Annotated in this window: 15 protein-coding genes; 10 read left to right on the top strand and 5 right to left on the bottom strand. The window is 72.1% G+C overall.

Features of this window, described 5'->3' with window-relative positions; translation table 11 throughout:
- Positions 1 to 88: 88 nt before the first annotated feature.
- Positions 89 to 1,765: a long-chain-fatty-acid--CoA ligase gene (locus ABD297_RS19060; protein ID WP_344256675.1), complete on the top strand. Its 1,677-nt coding sequence runs from the start codon at positions 89 to 91 to the stop codon at positions 1,763 to 1,765.
- Positions 1,766 to 1,885: 120 nt separating this feature from the next.
- On the opposite strand, the gene asnB is transcribed toward ABD297_RS19060, so the two are convergent.
- Positions 1,886 to 4,588: an asparagine synthase (glutamine-hydrolyzing) gene (asnB, locus tag ABD297_RS19055; RefSeq protein ID WP_344256674.1), complete on the bottom strand. Its 2,703-nt coding sequence runs from the start codon at positions 4,586 to 4,588 to the stop codon at positions 1,886 to 1,888.
- A gap of 10 nt (positions 4,589 to 4,598) precedes the next feature.
- Positions 4,599 to 5,369 (bottom strand): phosphatase PAP2 family protein, encoded by a 771-nt coding sequence (locus ABD297_RS19050; RefSeq protein WP_344256673.1) that lies wholly within the window; start codon positions 5,367 to 5,369, stop codon positions 4,599 to 4,601.
- A 170-nt stretch (positions 5,370 to 5,539) separates the two neighbouring features.
- Between ABD297_RS19050 and ABD297_RS19045 the strand changes: the two genes are divergently transcribed.
- A complete protein-coding gene (locus ABD297_RS19045) occupies positions 5,540 to 6,016 on the top strand; it encodes a hypothetical protein (protein WP_344256672.1) in 477 nt (158 codons plus the stop codon).
- A gap of 226 nt (positions 6,017 to 6,242) precedes the next feature.
- Here the strand turns inward: ABD297_RS19045 and guaA are convergent, their stop codons facing one another.
- Genes guaA through ABD297_RS19030 form a run of 3 tightly spaced genes read right to left on the bottom strand, consistent with a single transcriptional unit; the run spans position 6,243 to position 9,059 of the window.
- On the bottom strand, positions 6,243 to 7,832 hold the full coding sequence (guaA, locus tag ABD297_RS19040) for a glutamine-hydrolyzing GMP synthase (RefSeq protein ID WP_344256671.1): 1,590 nt from the start codon (positions 7,830 to 7,832) through the stop codon (positions 6,243 to 6,245).
- A gap of 10 nt (positions 7,833 to 7,842) precedes the next feature.
- Positions 7,843 to 8,238: a DUF3817 domain-containing protein gene (locus ABD297_RS19035; RefSeq protein ID WP_344256670.1), complete on the bottom strand. Its 396-nt coding sequence runs from the start codon at positions 8,236 to 8,238 to the stop codon at positions 7,843 to 7,845.
- Positions 8,235 to 9,059: an SURF1 family protein gene (locus ABD297_RS19030; RefSeq protein WP_344256669.1), complete on the bottom strand. Its 825-nt coding sequence runs from the start codon at positions 9,057 to 9,059 to the stop codon at positions 8,235 to 8,237. Before ABD297_RS19030 ends, ABD297_RS19035 begins: the two co-directional genes overlap by 4 nt.
- Positions 9,060 to 9,112: 53 nt before the next feature.
- Here ABD297_RS19030 and ABD297_RS19025 point away from each other — a divergent pair, with 53 nt between their 5' ends.
- The 8 genes from ABD297_RS19025 (at position 9,113) to mnhG (ending at position 19,064) form a co-directional block, all read left to right on the top strand.
- Positions 9,113 to 9,796 carry a hypothetical protein gene (locus tag ABD297_RS19025; protein ID WP_344256668.1) on the top strand — a complete coding sequence of 228 codons (684 nt, stop codon included), beginning with the start codon at positions 9,113 to 9,115 and terminating at the stop codon, positions 9,794 to 9,796.
- A 253-nt stretch (positions 9,797 to 10,049) separates the two neighbouring features.
- On the top strand, positions 10,050 to 12,527 hold the full coding sequence (locus ABD297_RS19020) for an immune inhibitor A domain-containing protein (RefSeq protein ID WP_344256667.1): 2,478 nt from the start codon (positions 10,050 to 10,052) through the stop codon (positions 12,525 to 12,527).
- Positions 12,528 to 12,692: 165 nt separating this feature from the next.
- On the top strand, positions 12,693 to 15,581 hold the full coding sequence (locus ABD297_RS19015) for a Na+/H+ antiporter subunit A (RefSeq protein ID WP_344256666.1): 2,889 nt from the start codon (positions 12,693 to 12,695) through the stop codon (positions 15,579 to 15,581).
- A complete protein-coding gene (locus tag ABD297_RS19010) occupies positions 15,578 to 16,054 on the top strand; it encodes an NADH-quinone oxidoreductase subunit K (RefSeq protein ID WP_344256665.1) in 477 nt (158 codons plus the stop codon). Before ABD297_RS19015 ends, ABD297_RS19010 begins: the two co-directional genes overlap by 4 nt.
- Before the next feature lie 4 nt (positions 16,055 to 16,058).
- Entirely contained in the window at positions 16,059 to 17,684 is a 1,626-nt protein-coding gene (locus ABD297_RS19005) for a Na+/H+ antiporter subunit D (protein WP_344256664.1), read from the top strand.
- Positions 17,681 to 18,337 (top strand): Na+/H+ antiporter subunit E, encoded by a 657-nt coding sequence (locus tag ABD297_RS19000; RefSeq protein ID WP_344256663.1) that lies wholly within the window; start codon positions 17,681 to 17,683, stop codon positions 18,335 to 18,337. Before ABD297_RS19005 ends, ABD297_RS19000 begins: the two co-directional genes overlap by 4 nt.
- Complete coding sequence (locus ABD297_RS18995; RefSeq protein WP_344256662.1) at positions 18,334 to 18,660, top strand: MrpF/PhaF family protein; 327 nt, start codon at positions 18,334 to 18,336, stop codon at positions 18,658 to 18,660. The genes ABD297_RS19000 and ABD297_RS18995 overlap by 4 nt, the downstream gene beginning before the upstream one ends.
- Positions 18,657 to 19,064 carry a monovalent cation/H(+) antiporter subunit G gene (gene mnhG / locus ABD297_RS18990; RefSeq protein ID WP_344256661.1) on the top strand — a complete coding sequence of 136 codons (408 nt, stop codon included), beginning with the start codon at positions 18,657 to 18,659 and terminating at the stop codon, positions 19,062 to 19,064. Before ABD297_RS18995 ends, mnhG begins: the two co-directional genes overlap by 4 nt.
- Positions 19,065 to 19,091 lie beyond the last annotated feature (27 nt).

Genomic DNA, 19,091 nt, shown 5'->3' with positions numbered 1-19,091 from the left:
GGGCCGCCCGGCACATGGCTACCCTCCCCAGCGCCATACTGGCCGTGCCGCGCGGCGCGGCAGCACGGGAGCGGCGACGGAGGCTCGGATGACGGCGGGACTGGAGCGCACGTGGGTGGCCCACTACGCCGAGGGGGTGCCTGCCGAGATCGCCCTGCCCCGTGAGTCGCTCGTCGACCTGTTGGACCGGGCCGTCGCCTCGTACGGACCGCGACCGGCTCTCGAGTTCTTCGGCGCCGAGGTGACCTACACCGAGCTGGGGCGCCGGGTCGGGCTGGCTGCGGAGGGGCTGCGTCGCCTCGGCGTCCGCGCGAGCGACCGTGTCGCCCTCGTGCTGCCGAACTGTCCCGACCACATCGTCGCCTTCTACGCCGTGCTGCGGCTCGGTGCCGTCGTCGTCGAGCACAACCCGCTCTACACCGCGACGGAGATGGCCCACCAGTTCGAGGACCACGGGGCGAGGGTCGCCGTCGTGTGGGACAAGGTGGCCGGCACGGTGGCGGCCCTTCCCGGGGTCGAGCACGTCGTCGCGGTCGACCTGACCGCCTCCATGCCCTGGACCAAGCGGCTGGCCCTGCGGCTGCCCGTGCGTCGGGCGCGTGAGCTCCGGTCGCGGCTGACCGCCCCCTCGACCGGCACCACCCCGTGGTCGGACCTGCTGGCGCACGGCCGGCTCGACCCTGCCGTGCCGGGCCCGGGGGTCGACGACCTCGCGGCGATCCAGTACACGAGCGGCACGACCGGCCGACCCAAGGGCGCGATGCTCAGCCACTCCAACCTCGTGGCCAACGCGGCCCAGGGGCGCGCCTGGGTGCCCGGCATGCGACCCGGGCAGGAGGTCGTCTACGCCGTGCTGCCGATGTTCCACGCCTACGGCCTGACCCTGTGCCTGACCTTCGCCATGAGCATGGGGGCACGGCTCGTGCTCTTCCCGACGTTCGACGTCGACCTCGTCCTCACCGCCGCGGAGAAGCACCCGCCGACGTTCCTGCCTGCCGTCCCACCCATCTACCAGCGCCTCGCCACCGCGGCGCGTGATCGCGGGGTCGACCTGACGGCAACGCGATTCGCGATCTCAGGTGCGATGGCGCTGCCGCGCGAGACCCTCGAGCTGTGGGAGCAGGTGACCGGCGGCCTGCTCGTCGAGGGCTACGGCCTCACCGAGACCTCCCCCGTCGCGATCGGCAACCCGATCGGGAGGGAGCGGCGACCCGGCGCCGTCGGCGTCCCCTTCCCGAGCACCGACATCCGCGTCGTCGACCCCGAGGACCCCACCCGGGACCGGCCCGTCGGGGAGCGCGGCGAGCTGCTCGTGCGAGGCCCGCAGGTCTTCGGTGGCTACTGGGGCCGCCCCGAGGAGACGGCGGCCGCCCTGCTCGACGGCGGGTGGTTCCGCACCGGCGACATCGTCGTCGTCGACCCCGACGGGTTCGTCTCGGTCGTCGACCGCATCAAGGAGGTCATCATCACCGGCGGCTTCAACGTCATGCCGTCGGAGGTCGAGGCCGTCGTGCGGACCGTCCCGGGCGTCACCGACGCCGCGGTCGTGGGCCTGCCCAAAGCCGACGGGAGCGAGGAGGTCGTCGCCGTCGTCACGACCGAGACCGGTGCCGAGGTCGACATCGAGGCCGTGCAGGCGCGGTGCCGCGGCGACCTCGCGGCCTACAAGGTGCCCCGACGCGTCTTCGTCGTCGACGAGCTGCCGCGCTCGCAGATCGGCAAGGTGCTGCGCAAGCAGGTGCGCGACTCGCTCGTCTCGGGCTGAGACGCACGGCCGCGCGACCCACGCCGCCGGTCAGCTTCTCAGCGTGTCACCTTCTCACCGTGTCACGGCGTCACCGTCACCCGTGAGCGACGGCGGCCACACGGCATACGCGAAAAGCCTTCAGGCAGAGGGCGTCTCGAAGACGACGGCCATCGGGGTCTGCTCCGACCCCTGACCGAGCGGGTTGTCCGCGAACATCAGCTCGTAGCGCTCCTTGCTGCCCGGAGCGTCCTTGCCGAGCACGTTGCGGCCGATGTCGTTGGCGTCCATGACGACGGTGCCACCGAAGGTGTCGCGGTAGGCCTCGGGGACCCGGGCGCGGATGGCGGCCGACAGTCGCGCGGCGACCTCGTCGGGGTCCTTGGGACCGAGCTTCGCCGACACGTTGGCCGGGTAGACGGAGTACTCCGTGGGCCCGTCGATGGCACGGATGTCGCCACCGACGAGGTCGTAGAAGAGGCCGCGCCTGCCGAGCACCTTGCCGACGGCGCCGCCGGCCGAGGCGAAGAGCACGCGGGGCAGGCCGGCCTCCTCGATGGCCAGCTGCATCGTGAACGGCGAACCGAGGCCGATGCCGGCCGGGGTGCGCGTGACGTAGCGGCTCAGCAGCCGCGCGGGCCGGCCGACCTTGATGTCCCAGATGAAGTAGGAGCGGCCCTGGGTGATGGCGACGATCTTCTCGGAGATGAAGAAGTACCAGCGACCCGCCGTGGCAGTGGCGTGCTCGGGGCCGGCTTCGGGCAGCCCGGCGAAGAAGCGGTCGATGTAGCCGAGCGTCTTGGCCTCGAGGTCGTCCTCGCGGGCGTAGAGGTCGGTGCGCAGCGGGTAGCGGCGCACGGCCGTCCCGTCGGCGGTCACGAGGTCGAGCTGCTTGCGCGCGTTGGGCTCGTAGTCGGTCTTGACCGGCTCGACGTGGTCGGGGTCCTCGGGCGCGCGCTCGTCGAAGAACTCCTGGAGCCAGAGCTCGAGGTTGAGCATGCGCCAGACCGTCATCGAGTCGATCGAGCTCGTGCCCTTGATCCAGCCCTCGAACATGTTGAGGACCGCGGTCTGGTCGAAGTAGCGACGCCCGGCGAAGGACTCGGAGAGGAACTCGCCGTAGATGTGGTTCTTGAGGCGCATGAACCACTCGCTCTGCGGCGTGGTCGCCCCGACCTTGTCGCGGCGGTCCACGACCGAGTCGGGCAGCAGGCCGCGCATCGCGTCGCGCAGGACCCGCTTGCCGACGCCGTCCTTGACGAGGGCGTCGTCACTCAGGCCGAAGACGAAGCGCACGAGGTCGCGGTCGACGAACGGCATGCGCACGGCGACCCCGAAGCGGCGGGCGTTCTTGTCCGAGTAGCGCAGGCGGGCGGGCAGCGAGCCGGCGAAGACGTTCTCGACGAGGCGGGCGCGCAGGTCGGCCGTCTCGACGTCGTAGGACTCCGAGGCGTGCTCACGCACGAAGTCCGCGGCGAGCAACGAGGTCACCGAGACGTCCTTGCGCCCGTGGAGGCGGTCGCCGATGAGGGGCTTCCCCCGCCGGTAGAGCACGTCGAGGGAGTGGCCCAGCTCGGTGACGGCACCCATGGCGTTGCGGCTGCGCAGCTCGCGCAGGTGGATGAGGTGGTGCGGCCCGAACCCGGCGAGCGTCTCGTCGCCGCCGTGGCCGTCGAGGACCACCGCGTCACGCTCGGCCGCCTCGCGCAGGACGCGGTACTGCGTGTAGGCGCCGGTCGACACGAGCGGCTCCTCCTGGGTGCGCACGAGGTCGCGCAGGTCCTGCTTGAACTCCGACGGGGTCGGCTCGACGCGGTGCTGCTTCACCCGTCCACCGAGGGCGGCCACGACCGCGTCGACGTGCGCGGTCTCGTCGTTGTGCGACCCGGGGTAGACGGCCGACCAGGTGTCCTGCGCGCCGTCGGCGCTCGACCGGCCCGGCTCCTGCTCGACGACGTCGAGGAGGGCGGCGATGGCGGCCGAGTCGAGCCCACCGGACAGCGCGGTGCCGACGCGACCGGACGCGGTCGACCGGCGGCGCACGGCCGCCGTCAGCAGCTCACGGAACTCGGCGGCGGCTGCGGGTGTGTACGGCCGGGGCGTGCGGGCGAGCGCCGTGAGCTCGTCCTGCAGCCGGGAGTACGGGTGACGCTCGATGCCGTCCGGCAGGTCCGCGCCGAGGGTGACGACCTCGCCCGCGCCGACCCTCTCGATGCCGGCGAAGAACGTGGCCGGGCCGTCGTCGTGGACGCGGAAGCGCAGGTAGCGGTAGATGGTGCGGTCGTCGGGACGGCGCTCGTGCCGGCCGCTGTCGAGGATGCCCCGGATCTCGCTGCCGACGAGCCAGCCGTCGCCGCTGCGCGCGAGGTAGAGGGGGCGCACCCCGAACGGGTCCCGAGCCAGCGTCAGGCGCCGGGTGTCACGGTCCCAGACGACGATGGCGAAGGCGCCGTCGAGCCGGTCCAGGCCGTCGGTGCCCCACTCGGTGAAGGCGGCGAGCACGACCTCGGCGTCACTGCCGACGCCGAAGTCGTGACCGAGGGTCTCGAGGTCGGCGCGCAGCTCGGCGCGGTTGTAGAGCTCACCGTCGAGGGCCAGCGTGAACCGGCCACCGGGCGCCACGGCGAGCCTCGCCACCCCCGCCCCGTCGGCCGGGGTGTCGCCGCCGTCGCCACCGTCGTCGGAGGCCGCGCGAGCCTGCTGCGGCCGGCCCTCGCGCACCGCGAGACCGGCGTCGCCGTCACGTGCCGTCGCCGGACCACCCGCACCCGGGTGCGTCGCCAGCATTCGGTCGAGCAGGGCCTCGTCGGCCTCGAACCCGCAGTAGGCCGCGATTCCACACATGAGCTCAACCCTAACGGGCGCTCGGGCGCCCCTCGTGCAGCCACTGCGCGCCCACGGCCCGTCCGAGGCGCAGGGGCCACCGGAGCAGCAGCCACAGCACGAGGGACCCGAGCAGGAGCGACGCGACGACGTCGCTGAGCCAGTGGAAGTGCAGCCACAGCAGGGACGAGACGACGAGCACGGTCCACACCACGGCAGCCGCCCACGCCATCGCCCGTCGCGGCGGACGCAGCCGCGACACGAGCTCGGCGGCGACTCCCGCGCAGACGAGCGCCGTCGCCGTGTGGCCCGAGGGGAAGGACCCGTCTCCGCCGAGCATGCCGGGCACGTCGGGAGCCGTGCGGGTGATGACGCTCTTGCCGAGGAGCACCGTGGTCGACATCACCGCGATCGCCGGCCCGGCGAGGAGCAGCGGCGTCCACCGACCCGTGCGCAGGCAGACCGCCATGGTGACCGCGCCGACGACGGCGACCGAGAGGACGGGCGTCGCGAGCTGCACGATGCCGAAGGTCAGCAGGTCGAGCAGCACCGGTCCGTTGCCGCGCCCCGGTGTCAGGGCCAGCACGCGGTCGTCGAGGCGGACGGCCATCCCGCCCGAGACGACGCTCAGCGTGACGAGCACGAGCCCGGCCGCGAGCAGCACGGCGACGACCGGACCGGACAGGCGACGCCAGAAACCCGCGGTGTCCCCCGACCCGGGCTTCGCCACCGGCGCCGACTCCCGAGCAGACCCGGTGGGCCCGGAGGACCCGGTGGGCCGGCTGGTCGGGCGGGTCGTCATGGCGACCACGGTAACGAGCAGACCTGTGTCGTCGCTCCACCCTTCGTGAGGCCCGTCTGCACTGAACCCAGGGAGGGTCCGCCGTCGTCTTCGCGGGAGAGGCCTCGTCCGTGTCGACCACGGCCTCTCCGGCACCAGCGGTCCCCCACCAGCACCCAGGAGCGAGCACCATGCACGTGATCTCCCGAACCGCAGCCTTCCTCGCGGGCGCCGTCATCGGCGTCTCCGCCCTCGCCGCCACCTCGAGCGCGTCGGCCGACAGCGGCGGTGTGCCGCGCAGCGACATCCTCCGCGCGCCCCTGCAGGGCAGCCAGCTGAGCGACCCACCGCTCTTCGGTCTCGTCCGCGGCGGCGCCCCGTGGGTCATCTCCGAGGGCACGGCCCGGCTGCGTGCCGACGGCCTGCTGCAGGTCGAGGTCGAGGGCCTCATCATCCCGACGCGGGGCGACAACCCCTTGGCCACCCTCTCGGCCACGGTCGTCTGCAACGGCAGGGACGTGATGATGACGGCGCCCGTGCCGTTCAGCAGCGCGGGTGACGCACGGATCGAGACCCGTGTCAGCCTGCCCACCCGGTGCCTGGCGCCCGTCGTGCTGCTCAACCCGCTGAGCAACGGCGGCGCCTACATCGCCGCGACCGGACGCTGAGCACCCCGCGCTTCGAGCACTTCCGGTCGCTGAGCACCCGCGGGCGTATGCCGCGTGCCCGGCCACCCGGCATACGCCCCCTCCCGACCGTCGAGAGGCCACGACGTGCCCCTGCGGACACGTCGAGAGGCCACGTCCCGGGACCGGACGTGGCCTCTCGACCGCGCCGAGGAGGCCAGACGTGGCCTCTCGACGGTTCAGCGCTGGGGTGGCCGGGCGGCCGCGGTCACTCCCACTCGATGGTGCCCGGCGGCTTGCTCGTCACGTCGAGGACGACCCGGTTGACCTCTTCGACCTCGTTGGTGATGCGCGTCGAGATGGTCGCGAGCACGTCGTACGGCACGCGCGCCCAGTCGGCGGTCATGGCGTCCTCGGAGGCCACCGGGCGCAGCACGACCGGGTGGCCGTAGGTGCGGCCGTCGCCCTGGACACCCACGGAGCGGACGTCCGCGAGCAGCACGACGGGGCACTGCCAGATGTCCCGGTCGAGGCCGGCCCGGGTCAGCTCCTCACGGGCGATGGCGTCGGCGCGTCGCAGGATCGCGAGCCGGTCGGCGTCGACGGCACCGATGATGCGGATGCCGAGGCCGGGGCCGGGGAACGGCTGGCGCCACACGATGACCTCGGGGACGCCCAGCTCGAGGCCGACCTGGCGCACCTCGTCCTTGAACAGGGTGCGTAGCGGCTCTATGAGCGAGAACTGGAGGTCGTCGGGCAGGCCGCCGACGTTGTGGTGGCTCTTGATGTTGGCCGCGCCCTCGCCGCCGCCGGACTCTACGACGTCGGGGTAGAGCGTGCCCTGGACGAGCCACTTGACGGGGTGCTGCTCGTCGCCGCGGTCGTGCACGATGTCGCGCGCCGCCTGCTCGAAGACGCGGATGAACTGCTCGCCGATGATCTTGCGCTTGGTCTCGGGGTCGGTGACCCCCGCGAGCGCCTCGAGGAAGCGCTCCCGGGCGTCGATGACGACGAGGTCGACGCCGGTCGCCTCGACGAAGTCGGTCTCGACCTGCTCGGCCTCACCCTCGCGGAGCAGGCCGTGGTCGACGAAGACACAGGTCAGCTGCTCGCCGATCGCCTTCTGCACCAAGGCTGCCGCGACTGACGAGTCGACGCCGCCGGAGAGGGCGCAGAGGACGCGGTCCTCGCCCACCTGCTCGCGGATCGACTCGACGAGGTCGTCGACGACGTGGCCGGGGGTCCAGTCGGGCGTGATGCGGGCGCCCTTCCAGAGGAAGTTCTCGAGGACCCGCTGGCCCTGCTCGGAGTGCAGGACCTCCGGGTGCCACTGCACGCCGTAGAGGCGACGCTCGTCGTCCTCGAAGGCGGCGACCGGCGTGCCGGCGGTCGTGGCCGTGACGGCGAAGCCCTCGGGCGCGGCGCTGACGGAGTCGCCGTGCGACATCCAGACGGTCTGGCTGGGCGGCTGGCCGGCGAAGAGCGTCGACTCGACGTCGCTGATCGCGGCGTCGGTCTTGCCGTACTCGCGCGCACCGGTGCGGGCGACGGTGCCGCCGAGGGCCTGGGCCATCGACTGGAAGCCGTAGCACATGCCGAAGACGGGGACACCGGCCTCGAGCAGCGCCGGGTCGAGTCGCGGGGCGCCGTCCTCGTAGACCGAGCTCGGCCCACCGGAGAGGATGATCGCCGCCGGCTGCTTGGCGAGGATGTCGGCCGCCGCCATCGAGTGGGGCACGACCTCGCTGTAGACCTGCGCCTCACGCACCCGTCGGGCGATCAGCTGGGCGTACTGCGCGCCGAAGTCGACGACGAGGACGGGGTGGCTCTGCAGGTCGGTCGGGTGCGCTTCGGTCACGCGCGCCAGCCTATCGGCCCTGCAGGTGCTCCTCGGACGACGTCCCGTCGCCCGCGGCGTAGGCCCGCGAGAGCAGCGCCTCGGTCTCGCGGCTGTTGCGCCGCTCGGCGATCCACGGCACCACCGGCACGAAGCCGGCGAGGAGGTTCTTGACGATGCGGAGCGGGCCCCACGCGGCCTTGAGGCCCAGGTTGGCGACCGACACGGCATACGCGAAGTAGATGATCCCGTGGATGGGGCTCCAGTACTGCGTCAGCACGTTGGTCTGCTTGAAGCCGTACTTCATCACCATCTCGAGGATGAGGACGAACAGCGCGATGCCGGCGATGATCGCGAGCACGCGGTAGGTCGACAGGGCCGACCTGATCTGCTGCGGCTTGGCCAGGGTCTGGGGATACGTGCTCACGTCGTCGCGCCTTCTCTCGGTGCAGCGGCGGACGCGTCCGCCTGCTGCGCTGCCTGCTGGGGGTCCTGCGGGTGCGCCGGCTCGTCGGCGAGCTCCTCGGCCTGCTGCTCTGCTCGGAACATCTTCCACCACATCCAGATCGCGAAGATCCCGAAGACCCACCACTGCACGGCGTAGGCCGCGTTGCGCAGGTTGAGCGGGGCGTCGAGGTCGGGCGGTGGCACGCGCGTCAGGCCTGCGGCCGGGCCGGTGGACTCGGCCGAGGCGAGCACGACGACGTTGTAGAGGTCGCCGGGCCACTCGTTGACGAGGGAGGCCAGGTCGATCGAGCGCACCTGCGGCGCGGGCAGCGGGGCTCCGTCGCGCGGCGACTCCCCCGGTCCCAACGTGCCGGTCACGGTGACGACCCCGGTCGGCGGCCGGGGCACCTCCGTGGGCGTGCCGTCGACGAAACCGCGCAGCACCGGGACGGTGCCTCCCTGCGTCTCGAGCGGCGTCACGACCCACGACCCCACCCGGCCGCCCAGCCGACGGTCGACGACGAGCAGGGTGCGCTCGGCGGCATACGTGCCCGTGACCGTGACGGCGCGGTTGGAGTAGTCGGCCTGGAAGTCGCTGTGCGGCGCGGTCACCTTCTGCAGGGGCGCGCGCTCGAGCGTGGCGGCAGCGGTCACGGCGTCCTGGCGACCGGAGTCGCGGGCCACGCCGAGCTGCCACAGGCCGAGCAGCACGCACGCGGCGACGACCACGACCAGGCCGGCGAACATACCGACCCAGCGAGGGGTGAGCAGGCGCCGGAACACCTCCCAAGGGTAGGTCACCGGCCCGGCTCCGACCTGACCCGGGGGCGCCACCCGTGCCAGACTCCTTCGCCATGCTCCCGATGTCACCGACGCGCTCCTCGCGTCGACGCCGATCAGGTATGCCGTGTCGCGCCGTCGTCGTCCTGGCCGCCGTGGCCGTGGCGTCCCTCCTCGCCTCGTGCGGCGCCACCGACATCCCGGCGCCGCGACGCACCGTGACGGTGACCGTCGACCCGCCGAGCGCACCCGCGTCACCGGCGGCCCCTCCCGCCACGACGCCGCCGGCCACGACGACCACGACGCCTGCGGTCCCCACGGCGCTGGCAGCCGGTAAGCAGCGCGGAGCCCCGAAGTCCTTCGACGAGGCGGAGGGTCGGATCGACAAGGCGGCCCCGGCCCCTTCCGTCGGCGCCGCCTTCCGCAGCCCGACGGGCAACATCGTGTGCCACCGGACCGGCGCCTCGGCCGTCGCGTGCGAGGTGCAGCAGGGACGCATCCCGCCACCCCTGCCCTCGATCTGCCCGCCCGGCGGCGCGACCGACATCGGCCGCATCGAGCTGGCCGTGGGCGGTGCGCGGCCGGTCTGCAACACCGACAGCATCCGCGCCGGCTCGGAGCCCGCGCTGGGCTACGGCTCGCGCACCCAGCCCTCGGGGACGACCGCGTGCCTCAGCGAGTCGACCGGGGTGACGTGCATCGAGCTCACGGGGCGGCACGGCTTCTTCCTGGCCCGGGGCACCTTCGTCACCTTCTGAACGACGGGACCGAGGGCCCGAAGGCCCGAAGGCCCGAGGGCCCGAGGGCCCGAGGGCCCGAACACGACGAATCGGACCGTCCGGGTGAAACCACCCCCATGGAAGATCTCGAATCGGTAACGGTGACGGCCTCGATCGGTCGCGGGCTCCCACCGAGGTCTTGACTGCGAAAGTCGCGCTTCGGGGGCGGAGCGGAGCATCTGCGGCGAGCACGGCATCCCACAGGAAACTCACACTTCTAGGGACGGTCCACGTGAGGCAATCACTGCACTCCGGGCGCCGCAGGCTCATCGGCCTGCTCGCCACCGGAGCCCTCGTCACCGGCGCCGTTGCGGCGTCGCCGGTCCAGGCGGCTCCCAGCAACGGCAAGGCCAAGACCGACAACGCGGTCACGGGCAAGAGCCGGAACGACAACCTGCGATCGCCGTTGGCGGTCAAGCAGGACGCCATGCGCCAGAAGGCGCTCGAGAAGCGCCTCAAGGGCGACCCGAGCGCCCAGGGCAAGGTGGCCACGCTCGGCAGGGGACAGCACGTCCAGCTCGAGCGGGAGGGCACCGACAAGATCTTCGTCGTCATCGTCGAGTTCGGCGACCAGCAGTACACCGGGGGAACCGGGTCGTACCCGCCCGGCACCTTCACGGGCCCGCCGAAGGACGGCAGCGCCGCCGACGTGACCGGCCCGCGCCACAACGAGATCCCGGCGCCGAACCGCGCCCTGGACAACTCGACGCTGTGGCAGGCCGACTACAACCGGGCGCACTACCAGGACATGTACTTCAACCGGATGGCGAAGTACTACGAGCGCCAGTCCTCCGGCCGCTACTCGGTCGAGGGCGACGTCACCGAGTGGGTCAAGGTGCCCTTCAACGAGGCGCTCTACGGTCGCAACTACTGCGGCAGCATCGTCTGCAACACCTCGACGGCGCTCGTGCGTGACGCCCTGGCGGTCTGGGTGAAGTCCCAGCTCGACTCCGGCAAGACCATGGCCGAGGTCCAGGCGTACCTCAAGACGTTCGACCAGCAGGACCGCTACGACATCGACGGTGACGGCAATTTCAACGAGCCCGACGGTGTCATCGACCACTTCCAGATCGTCCACGCGGGTGGCGACGAGGCGGCCGGCGACCCCAACCAGGGCTCCGACGCCATCTGGAGCCACCGCTCCTTCGCCGCGGTCCAGGGCGGCGGCCCCCTCGGGGCCGGCGTCAACGTCGGCAGCAACGCGGGACTCGTCTCGAGCAGCCTCGTGCCGAACAACCCGACGGGTGTCTGGGTCGGCGACTACACGATGCAGCCCGAGAACGGCGGGCTCGGCGTCTTCGCCCACGAGTTCGGCCACGACCTCGGCCTGCCGGACCTCTACGACACGTCCGGCAACACGGGCGGAGCGGAGAACAACACCGCCTTCTGGACGCTCATGAGCTCCGGCGCCAACATCGGCGACGGCGGCCCGGACGGCATCGGCGACGACCCGACCGACCTCGGCGCCTTCGAGCTCTTCCAGCTCGGCTGGCTCCAGCCCCAGGGCAAGCAGGGACCGTTCTACGACGTCGCGTACGCCGGCAAGCGCTCCTCGCACACCCTCGGCTCCAACGTGCCGGCGACGAAGCAGGCGCAGGCGCTGTTCACCGTGCTCCCGGACAAGGTGGTCCCGCTCGAGCTGGGCGCCCCCTACGAGGGCTCCAAGCTCTACTACAGCGACGCGGCCGACGACCTCGACACGACGATGACCAGGTCGGTCACGCTGCCGGCCGGCACGGTCAAGCTCGCGGCCAAGGCCCGCTACAACATCGAGGAGGACTGGGACTACGCGTACCTGCGCGTCTCGGCCGACAACGGTGCCACGTGGACCCAGGTCCCGACGAGCCTGTCGCGCACGACCGACCCGAACGGCAACAACCTCGGCCAGGGCATCACCGGCGTCAAGGCGTCGTGGACCGACCTGACCGCGGACCTGACGTCGTGGGCCGGCCGGACCGTGCAGGTCCAGTTCCGCTACAAGGCCGACGGCGCCCAGGTCGGGCAGCCCGGGGTGAGCACCCCGCCGCCGGGGTTCCAGGTCGATGCCATCGCGATCACGGGCCAGCCGCTCGACGGGGCCGAGACCGCTGCGGGCTGGACGTTCAGCCCCGCGGACGGCAGCGGCTTCCGGGCCACGGGCGCATCGGTCCAGCGCACCTTCTTCAACGCGTACATCGCCGAGAACCGTCAGTACGACGGCTACGACACGTCCCTGCGGACGGCCTACAACTTCGGCTTCCCGACGAAGCCGGACACGGTCGAGAGCTACCCGTACCAGAACGGGCTGCTCATCAACTACTGGGACACCTCGCAGAACGACAACAACGTCGGAGACCACCCCGGGTCCGGACTCGTCCTCCCGGTCGACGCCCACCCGGAGTTCACGCACTGGTCCAACGGCACGCTGATGCGCAACCGGATCCTGTCCTACGACTCGACCTTCGGGCTCGAGGCCACCGACGCGATCACGCTGCACAACCCGGCCGACGGCACCACGGGCACCGTCGCGAGCAAGCCGGCCCAGCCGGTCTTCGACGACACGAGGACCTGGTGGGTGGGCGCCGACCAGCACGGCGCGACCGGCTCGCACCCGGGCCGCTACCAGCCCGGCTGGTACGGCGTCGACGTGCCCAAGACCGGCACGACGATCCGCGTCGTCGGCACCTCGAAGCAGGGCGGCTCGCTCAACGTCCTCGTCGCGCCGAAGTGACCGCAGCAGCGAACCCGAGGTGATCCCCGAGGGGGCTCCGAGGGACTGAGCACGAGGGGCCCCGCCGGCCAGTGGTCGGCGGGGCCCTTCGCTGCACCTAGGATTGGGGCACGACCTGAACCGACGAGGACCGAGCTCAACCCACCCGACGACCGAAGGGCCGCCGTGGCGCAACTCCTGCTCCTGCACCTGCTCGCCGCCGCCCTCGCGCCGTGGCTGGCAAAGGTCCTGCGCACCAAGGCGTTCCTCGTCCTGGCGCTCGCACCCGCGATCTCGTTCGGCTGGCTCGTGTCCGTCTCGAACGACGTGCGCTCGGGCACCCTTCCGACACAACGGATCTCGTGGGTGCCGGGGCTCGGGATCGACCTCGACTTCCGCGTCACCACGCTGTCGTGGGTCCTCGGCCTGCTCGTCACGGGCGTCGGCGCGCTCGTCCTGGTCTACTGCACGTGGTACTTCACCGACCGCGACCCGACGCTGTGGCGTTTCACCTCGGTCTTCACGGCCTTCGCCGGGGCGATGCTCGGGCTCGTCCTCACCGACAACTTCCTCGTGCTCTACGTCTTCTGGGAGCTGACGACGGTCTTCTCCTACCTGCTCATCGGCCACAACCCGGCGAGCTCGACCAACCGTCGCGCCGCCATGCAGGCCCTCATCGTCACGACCTTCGGCGGCCTCGCGATGCTCATCGGCATCATCGCCCTCGGCGTCCACCACACCTACTCCATCTCCGGGCTGCTCGCCGACCCTCCGCCGCTCGACGCCGTGACGGTGGCGTCGGTCGTCCTGCTCCTCGTCGGGGCCCTGAGCAAGTCCGCGCTCGTGCCGTTCCACTTCTGGCTGCCGGGCGCGATGGCAGCGCCGACCCCGGTCAGCGCCTACCTCCACGCCGCCGCGATGGTCAAGGCCGGCATCTACCTCGTCGCGCTGCTCGCGCCGGCCTTCGCCGGCGCACCGGCCTGGCACGCGCTCACCGTCGGGCTCGGCCTCTTCACCATGCTCGTCGGCGGCTGGCGGGCCCTGCGCCAGCACGACATCAAGCTGCTCCTCGCCTACGGCACCGTCAGCCAGCTCGGCTTCATCGTCGCCATCGCCGGTCTCGGCACCAAGCAGTCCGCGCTGTCCGCGCTCGCCCTCGTCGTGGCCCACGCCCTGTTCAAGTCGACGCTCTTCCTCACCGTCGGGGTGATCGACAAGTGCACGGGCACGCGCGACCTGCGCCGGCTCTCGGGGGTGGGACGCCGGCTGCTCCCGGTCGCGGTGCCGGCGACGCTCGCGGGGCTGTCCATGGCCGGCATCGTGCCGCTGGCCGGGTTCGTGTCCAAGGAGAGCGCGCTCGAGTCCCTCTGGGAGGACGTGCACACCTCGGCCCCGCTCGCCGCACCGTGGAGCTGGCTCGCGGTCGTCGGTGTGGTCGTCGGGTCGGCGCTCACGGTGGCCTACACCGCGCGGTTCCTCTGGGGCGCGTTCGCGACCAAGCCCGGCGTCCCGCCGACGACGGTCAGGGCCGCGCACCCGGGCTTCGTGCTGGCCCCGCTGCTGCTCGGCGTGACGAGCCTGCTGCTGGGACTCCTCGCGCCGCTCGAGTCGCCGTGGCTGCTGCCGTATGCCGTGGGCTTCCCCGTCGGGTCCGAGCCGCAGACGCTCGCGCTGTGGCACGGCGTCACGGTGCCGCTGCTGCTCTCGCTCGTGTCGGTGGCCGTCGGCATCGTGCTCTTCGCCCAGCGCGACCTCGTCTCCCGCGTCCAGTCGCGCGTGCCGGCGCACGTCGACGGCGAGCGCGGCTTCGCCCGGACCTTGCGGTGGGTCGACCGCGGCGCCGTCGAGACCACCGCGGTCACGCAGCGCGGCTCGCTGCCCATCTACCTCGCCGGCATCCTCATCGTCTTCGTGGCGCTGCCCGGGGCCGCGGCCGTCACGAGCGGGTCGTTCCCGCAGGTGCGGCTCTGGGACAACGCCGGGCAGGCGGTCGTCGGGGTCGTCGTCGTCGCGGCCGCCGTGCTCGTGCTCGTGACCCGCCGGCGCCTCACGGCGGTGATGCTCGTCGGGGCCACCGGCTACGGCGTCTCCCTCCTCTTCATCCTCCACGGCGCTCCCGACCTCGCCATCACCCAGATGCTCGTCGAGACGGTGTCGCTCGTCGTCTTCGTCCTCGCGCTGCGCCGGCTGCCGACGAAGTTCACGCGGCACCCCCACTCCCCCTCTCGCACGTGGCGCATCGCGCTCGGCGCGGCCGTCGGTGTATCCGTCGGCGCGATCGCGCTCGTCGCGTCCGGTGGACGCAACACCGAGCCCGTGTCCGCCGGGTTCCCCACGGAGGCCTACGCGTTCGGCCACGGCAAGAACATCGTCAACGTCACGCTCGTCGACATCCGCGCCTGGGACACCCTCGGCGAGGTGTCGGTGCTCGTGGCCGCCGCGACCGGCATCGCCAGCCTGATCTTCGTCCGCACCCGCAACACGCGACTGTCACGCGCGACGTCCAAGGCACTCCCGTCGAGCGACCCCGCCCGCGGCACGTGGCTGCACGGCGGGCGGACGATGCGCACGGAGAAGCGCTCGGTGATCTTCGAGGTCGTGACCAGGCTCGTCTTCCACGTCATGCTGGCCGCCTCGCTCTTCCTCCTCTTCGCCGGACACAACCAGCCCGGAGGTGGTTTCGCGGGCGGCCTCGTCGCCGGCCTCGCCCTCGTCGTGCGCTACCTCGCCGGCGGCCGGTACGAGCTCGACGAGGCGGCGCCGTTCGACGCGGGACTGCTCGTGGGCCTGGGGCTCCTCGTCGCGGTCGGCTCGGCCCTGGCCCCGTTGGCGTTCGGCGGCACCATCCTCGAGACGACGACCGTCGACTTCACCCTGCCGCCGTGGGGCGAGGTGCACATCGTGACCTCCCTCGTCTTCGACATCGGCGTCTACCTCATCGTCGTCGGCATGATGCTCGACATCGTGCGCAGCCTCGGCACGGGCATCGACCGCCAGATCGCCGAGGAGTCCGAGACGTCCGAAGAGGCCGAGGACGCCGGCAGCGGCAGCCAGGAGGAGGCGGTCCGGCCATGACGACCCTCGCTCCGGCCCTCATCGAGCCGACCCTCCAGCCGAACATCACGCTCGTGCTCGTCACGGTGGGGCTCGTCGCTGCCGGCACGGCGCTCGCGCTCGACCGCAGCCTCGTGCGCGTCCTGCTCGGCATGGTCCTCATCGGCAACGGCATCGCCGTGCTCTACCTCGTCATCAGCGGGCGTGCCGGGCGCGCGCCGTTCGTCGGTGAGGACGCCGCGGCGATCAGCGACCCGCTCCCGCAGGCCATGGTGCTGACGGCCATCGTCATCTCGCTCGCGACGATCGGGTTCCTGCTCGCCCTGTCCTACCGGCTCTGGCAGATCGCCGGCACCGACGACGTCCCCGACGACGCCGAGGACGCCCGCATCCAGCGCCTCGCCCTCGAGGACCAGACGTCCTCGACCTACGACCCCTCCGAGGCGTCGACGACGACCTCTGACGAGCTCGCCCACGGCGACGGGAGCCCCTGACGCCATGGATCTCACCGACTTCCCCGTGGCCGACCTCGTGCCACTGCCCGTGCTGCTGCCGCTGCTCGGGGCCGCCCTCGCGCTCGCCTTCCGTAGGTCGCCGCGCCTGCAGCGCATCGTCAGCCTCGCCGCGCTCGCAGCCGTCGTGGTCGTGGCCGCCGTCCTCGTCTGGCAGACCGACGCCAGGGGCCCGCAGGTGCTCTGGCTCGGCGCCTGGCAGGAGCCGCTCGGCATCTCGCTCGTCGCCGACCGCCTCAGCGCGCTCATGCTGCTCGTCTCGGCCATCGTCACGCTGCTCGTGCTCGTCTTCGCCATCGGTCAGGGCCAGGCCGACAGCGACGACGAGACCGAGAGCGAGACGCCGCTGACGATCTTCCACCCGACCTACCTGGTGCTCGCGGCGGGTGTCTCCAACGCCTTCCTCGCCGGCGACCTCTTCAACCTCTTCGTCGGCTTCGAGATCCTGCTCTTCAGCTCCTACGTCCTCATCACCCTCGGCGGCGCCGCGGCCCGCATCCACGCGGGCACGACCTACGTCGTCGTCAGCCTGCTCAGCTCCGCGCTCTTCCTCGTCGGCATCGCCGCCGTGTATGCCGCGACGGGCACCGTCAACCTCGCGCAGCTCGCGATCCGCATCGGCGACCTCTCCCCCGGGGTCGCGCTCGTGCTCCAGCTCTCGCTGCTCACGGCCTTCGCGATCAAGGCCGCCGTCTTCCCCATGTCGGCGTGGCTGCCCGACAGCTACCCCACGGCGCCGGCGCCCGTCACCGCCGTCTTCGCCGGCCTGCTGACGAAGGTCGGTGTCTACGCGATCATCCGCACGCAGACCCTGCTCTTCCCGGACTCGCCGCTGCAGGGACTGCTCATGTGGGCGGCCCTGCTGACCATGGTCATCGGCATCCTCGGCGCCGTGTCGCAGTCGGGCCTCAAGCGGATCCTGTCCTTCACGCTCGTCAGCCACATCGGCTACATGATCTTCGGCATCGCCCTGGCGACGCCGCAGGGCACGGCCGGGGCGATCTTCTACGTCGCCCACCACATCACGATCCAGACCGCGCTCTTCCTCATCACCGGCCTCGTCGAGCGCCTCGGCGGCACCACGTCCCTCGACCGGCTCGGCGGGCTGGCCGTGGCCTCCCCCGTGCTCGCGACGCTCTTCTTCGTCTCGGCGATGAACCTCTCCGGCATCCCGCCGCTCTCGGGCTTCCTGGCCAAGGTCGGCCTCCTCGACGCCGGCATCGCCGTCGGCACCCCGCTCGCGTGGCTGCTCGTCGTGGGCGGCATCGTCACGAGCCTGCTGACGCTCTACGCGCTCGCCAAGGTCTGGAGCCAGGCGTTCTGGCGCACCCTCGCGGACGCGCCTCGCTCCACCGAGACGGCGGCCGCCCTGCAGGACGGCACGCTCGACGTCGAGCCGGCGCGCGACCCCGCGAGCGCCGTGCTGGTCGACTCGGCCCCGCGCGCCCTGCCCCGCACCATGCTCGGGGCGACGGCCGTCATGACGCTCGTCGGGCTGCTCATCACCGTCGTCGCCGGGCCTCTCTTCGCCTACACGCAGCGCGCCGCAGCCGACCTGACGAGCCGGCAGCCCTACATCACGAGCGTCCTGCCGGTGGAGGTGCGGCGATGAGCGAGGTCCGGACGGCCACCGCGCCCCGCGGTCCCGAGAGCCCGCGCCGTCGGCGCCGCGTGCTGCAGCCCCGCGCGGTGGCGACCATCGCCCTGGCCTGGGTGCTGCTGTGGGACCGGGTCACGTGGGGCAACGCCGTCAACGGCGTCCTCGTGGGGCTGCTCGTCACCTACGCGTTCCCCCTGCCGTCGATCGAGTTCTCGGGCCGCCTGCGCCCGCACCGCGTGCTGCTCCTCATCGGCCACTTCCTCGTCGACCTCGTGGGCGCCTCGTGGCAGGTCATGCGGCTCGCGTTCGGCCGGCGCAGCCCCCGCAACGCCGTCATCGAGGTCCAGCTCCGCTCGCGCTCGGACTTCTACCTCACCATCACCGCCGAGCTCGTCGCGCTGGTGCCCGGGTCGGTCGTCATCGACGCGAGGCGTTCGACCTCGGTGCTCTACCTGCACCTGCTCGACGTCGAGCACGAGGGCCGCATCGAGGCACAGCGCGCCCACGTCCTCGCCGTCGAACGACGCGTCGTGCGGGCCCTCGGCTCGCGCGCGGAGATCGAGGCGATCGAGACCGGCGGCCCGTGGCCGACCGTCCCCGCCGGCGGCACCGAGCGCACCGGCAGCACCGACCGCACCGACCGTGACGAGGAGGATCTCGCATGACCGTCGTCCTCGCCGTCTCCCTCGCCATGCTCGGCGCGGCCGCGGCGCTCGTCCTCGTGCGCCTCTACCGGGGACCGAGCAACCTCGACCGCATCGTCGCCGCCGAGATCCTGCTCGTCATCGTCATCGCCGGCGTCGCACTCGAGTCGGCGCGCCAGCGCACCACGACCTACCTCCCGCTGCTCATGATCCTCGGGCTCGTGGGCTTCGTCGGCGGCGTCGCCGTCACCCGGTTCCTGTCCCGCGACTCCGACGAGCCCGAGGCCGTCGTCCGTGAGCAGCCCGAGGCGTACGAGCCGCGCGAGGACAGGGAGCAGTCATGACGTGGACCTCGCTGCTCGACGCCGCCGGGGCCGTCTGCCTCCTGCTCGGCTCGTTCCTCTGCCTCGCCGGGGCCATCGGCCTGCTCCGCTTCCCCGACACGCTGTCGCGACTGCACGCCGCGACCAAGCCGCAGACGCTCGGGCTCATCTTCATCCTCACCGGGCTCGCCCTGACGCTGCGCACCTGGGCGGCCGTCACGACGCTCGTGCTGCTCGCGGCCACGCAGTTCTTCACCTCGCCCGTCTCGGCGCACCTCGTCGGGCGGGCGGCCTACCGCAACCGGTGCGTCGACTCCGAGACCCTCGAGATCGACGAGCTGTCCGACGCGCTCGAGCGAGCCGCCGGCGGCGACTCCGACAGCCCGGACGGCCCCGAGGGGCGCGGCGCGGACACCGCGGGCTGACCGAGACCCGGCCAGCCGGCATACCCC

Source organism: Terrabacter carboxydivorans, from assembly GCF_039532035.1.
Lineage (GTDB): Bacteria > Actinomycetota > Actinomycetes > Actinomycetales > Dermatophilaceae > Terrabacter > Terrabacter carboxydivorans.
This window is presented reverse-complemented; position numbering and strand designations above follow the sequence as displayed.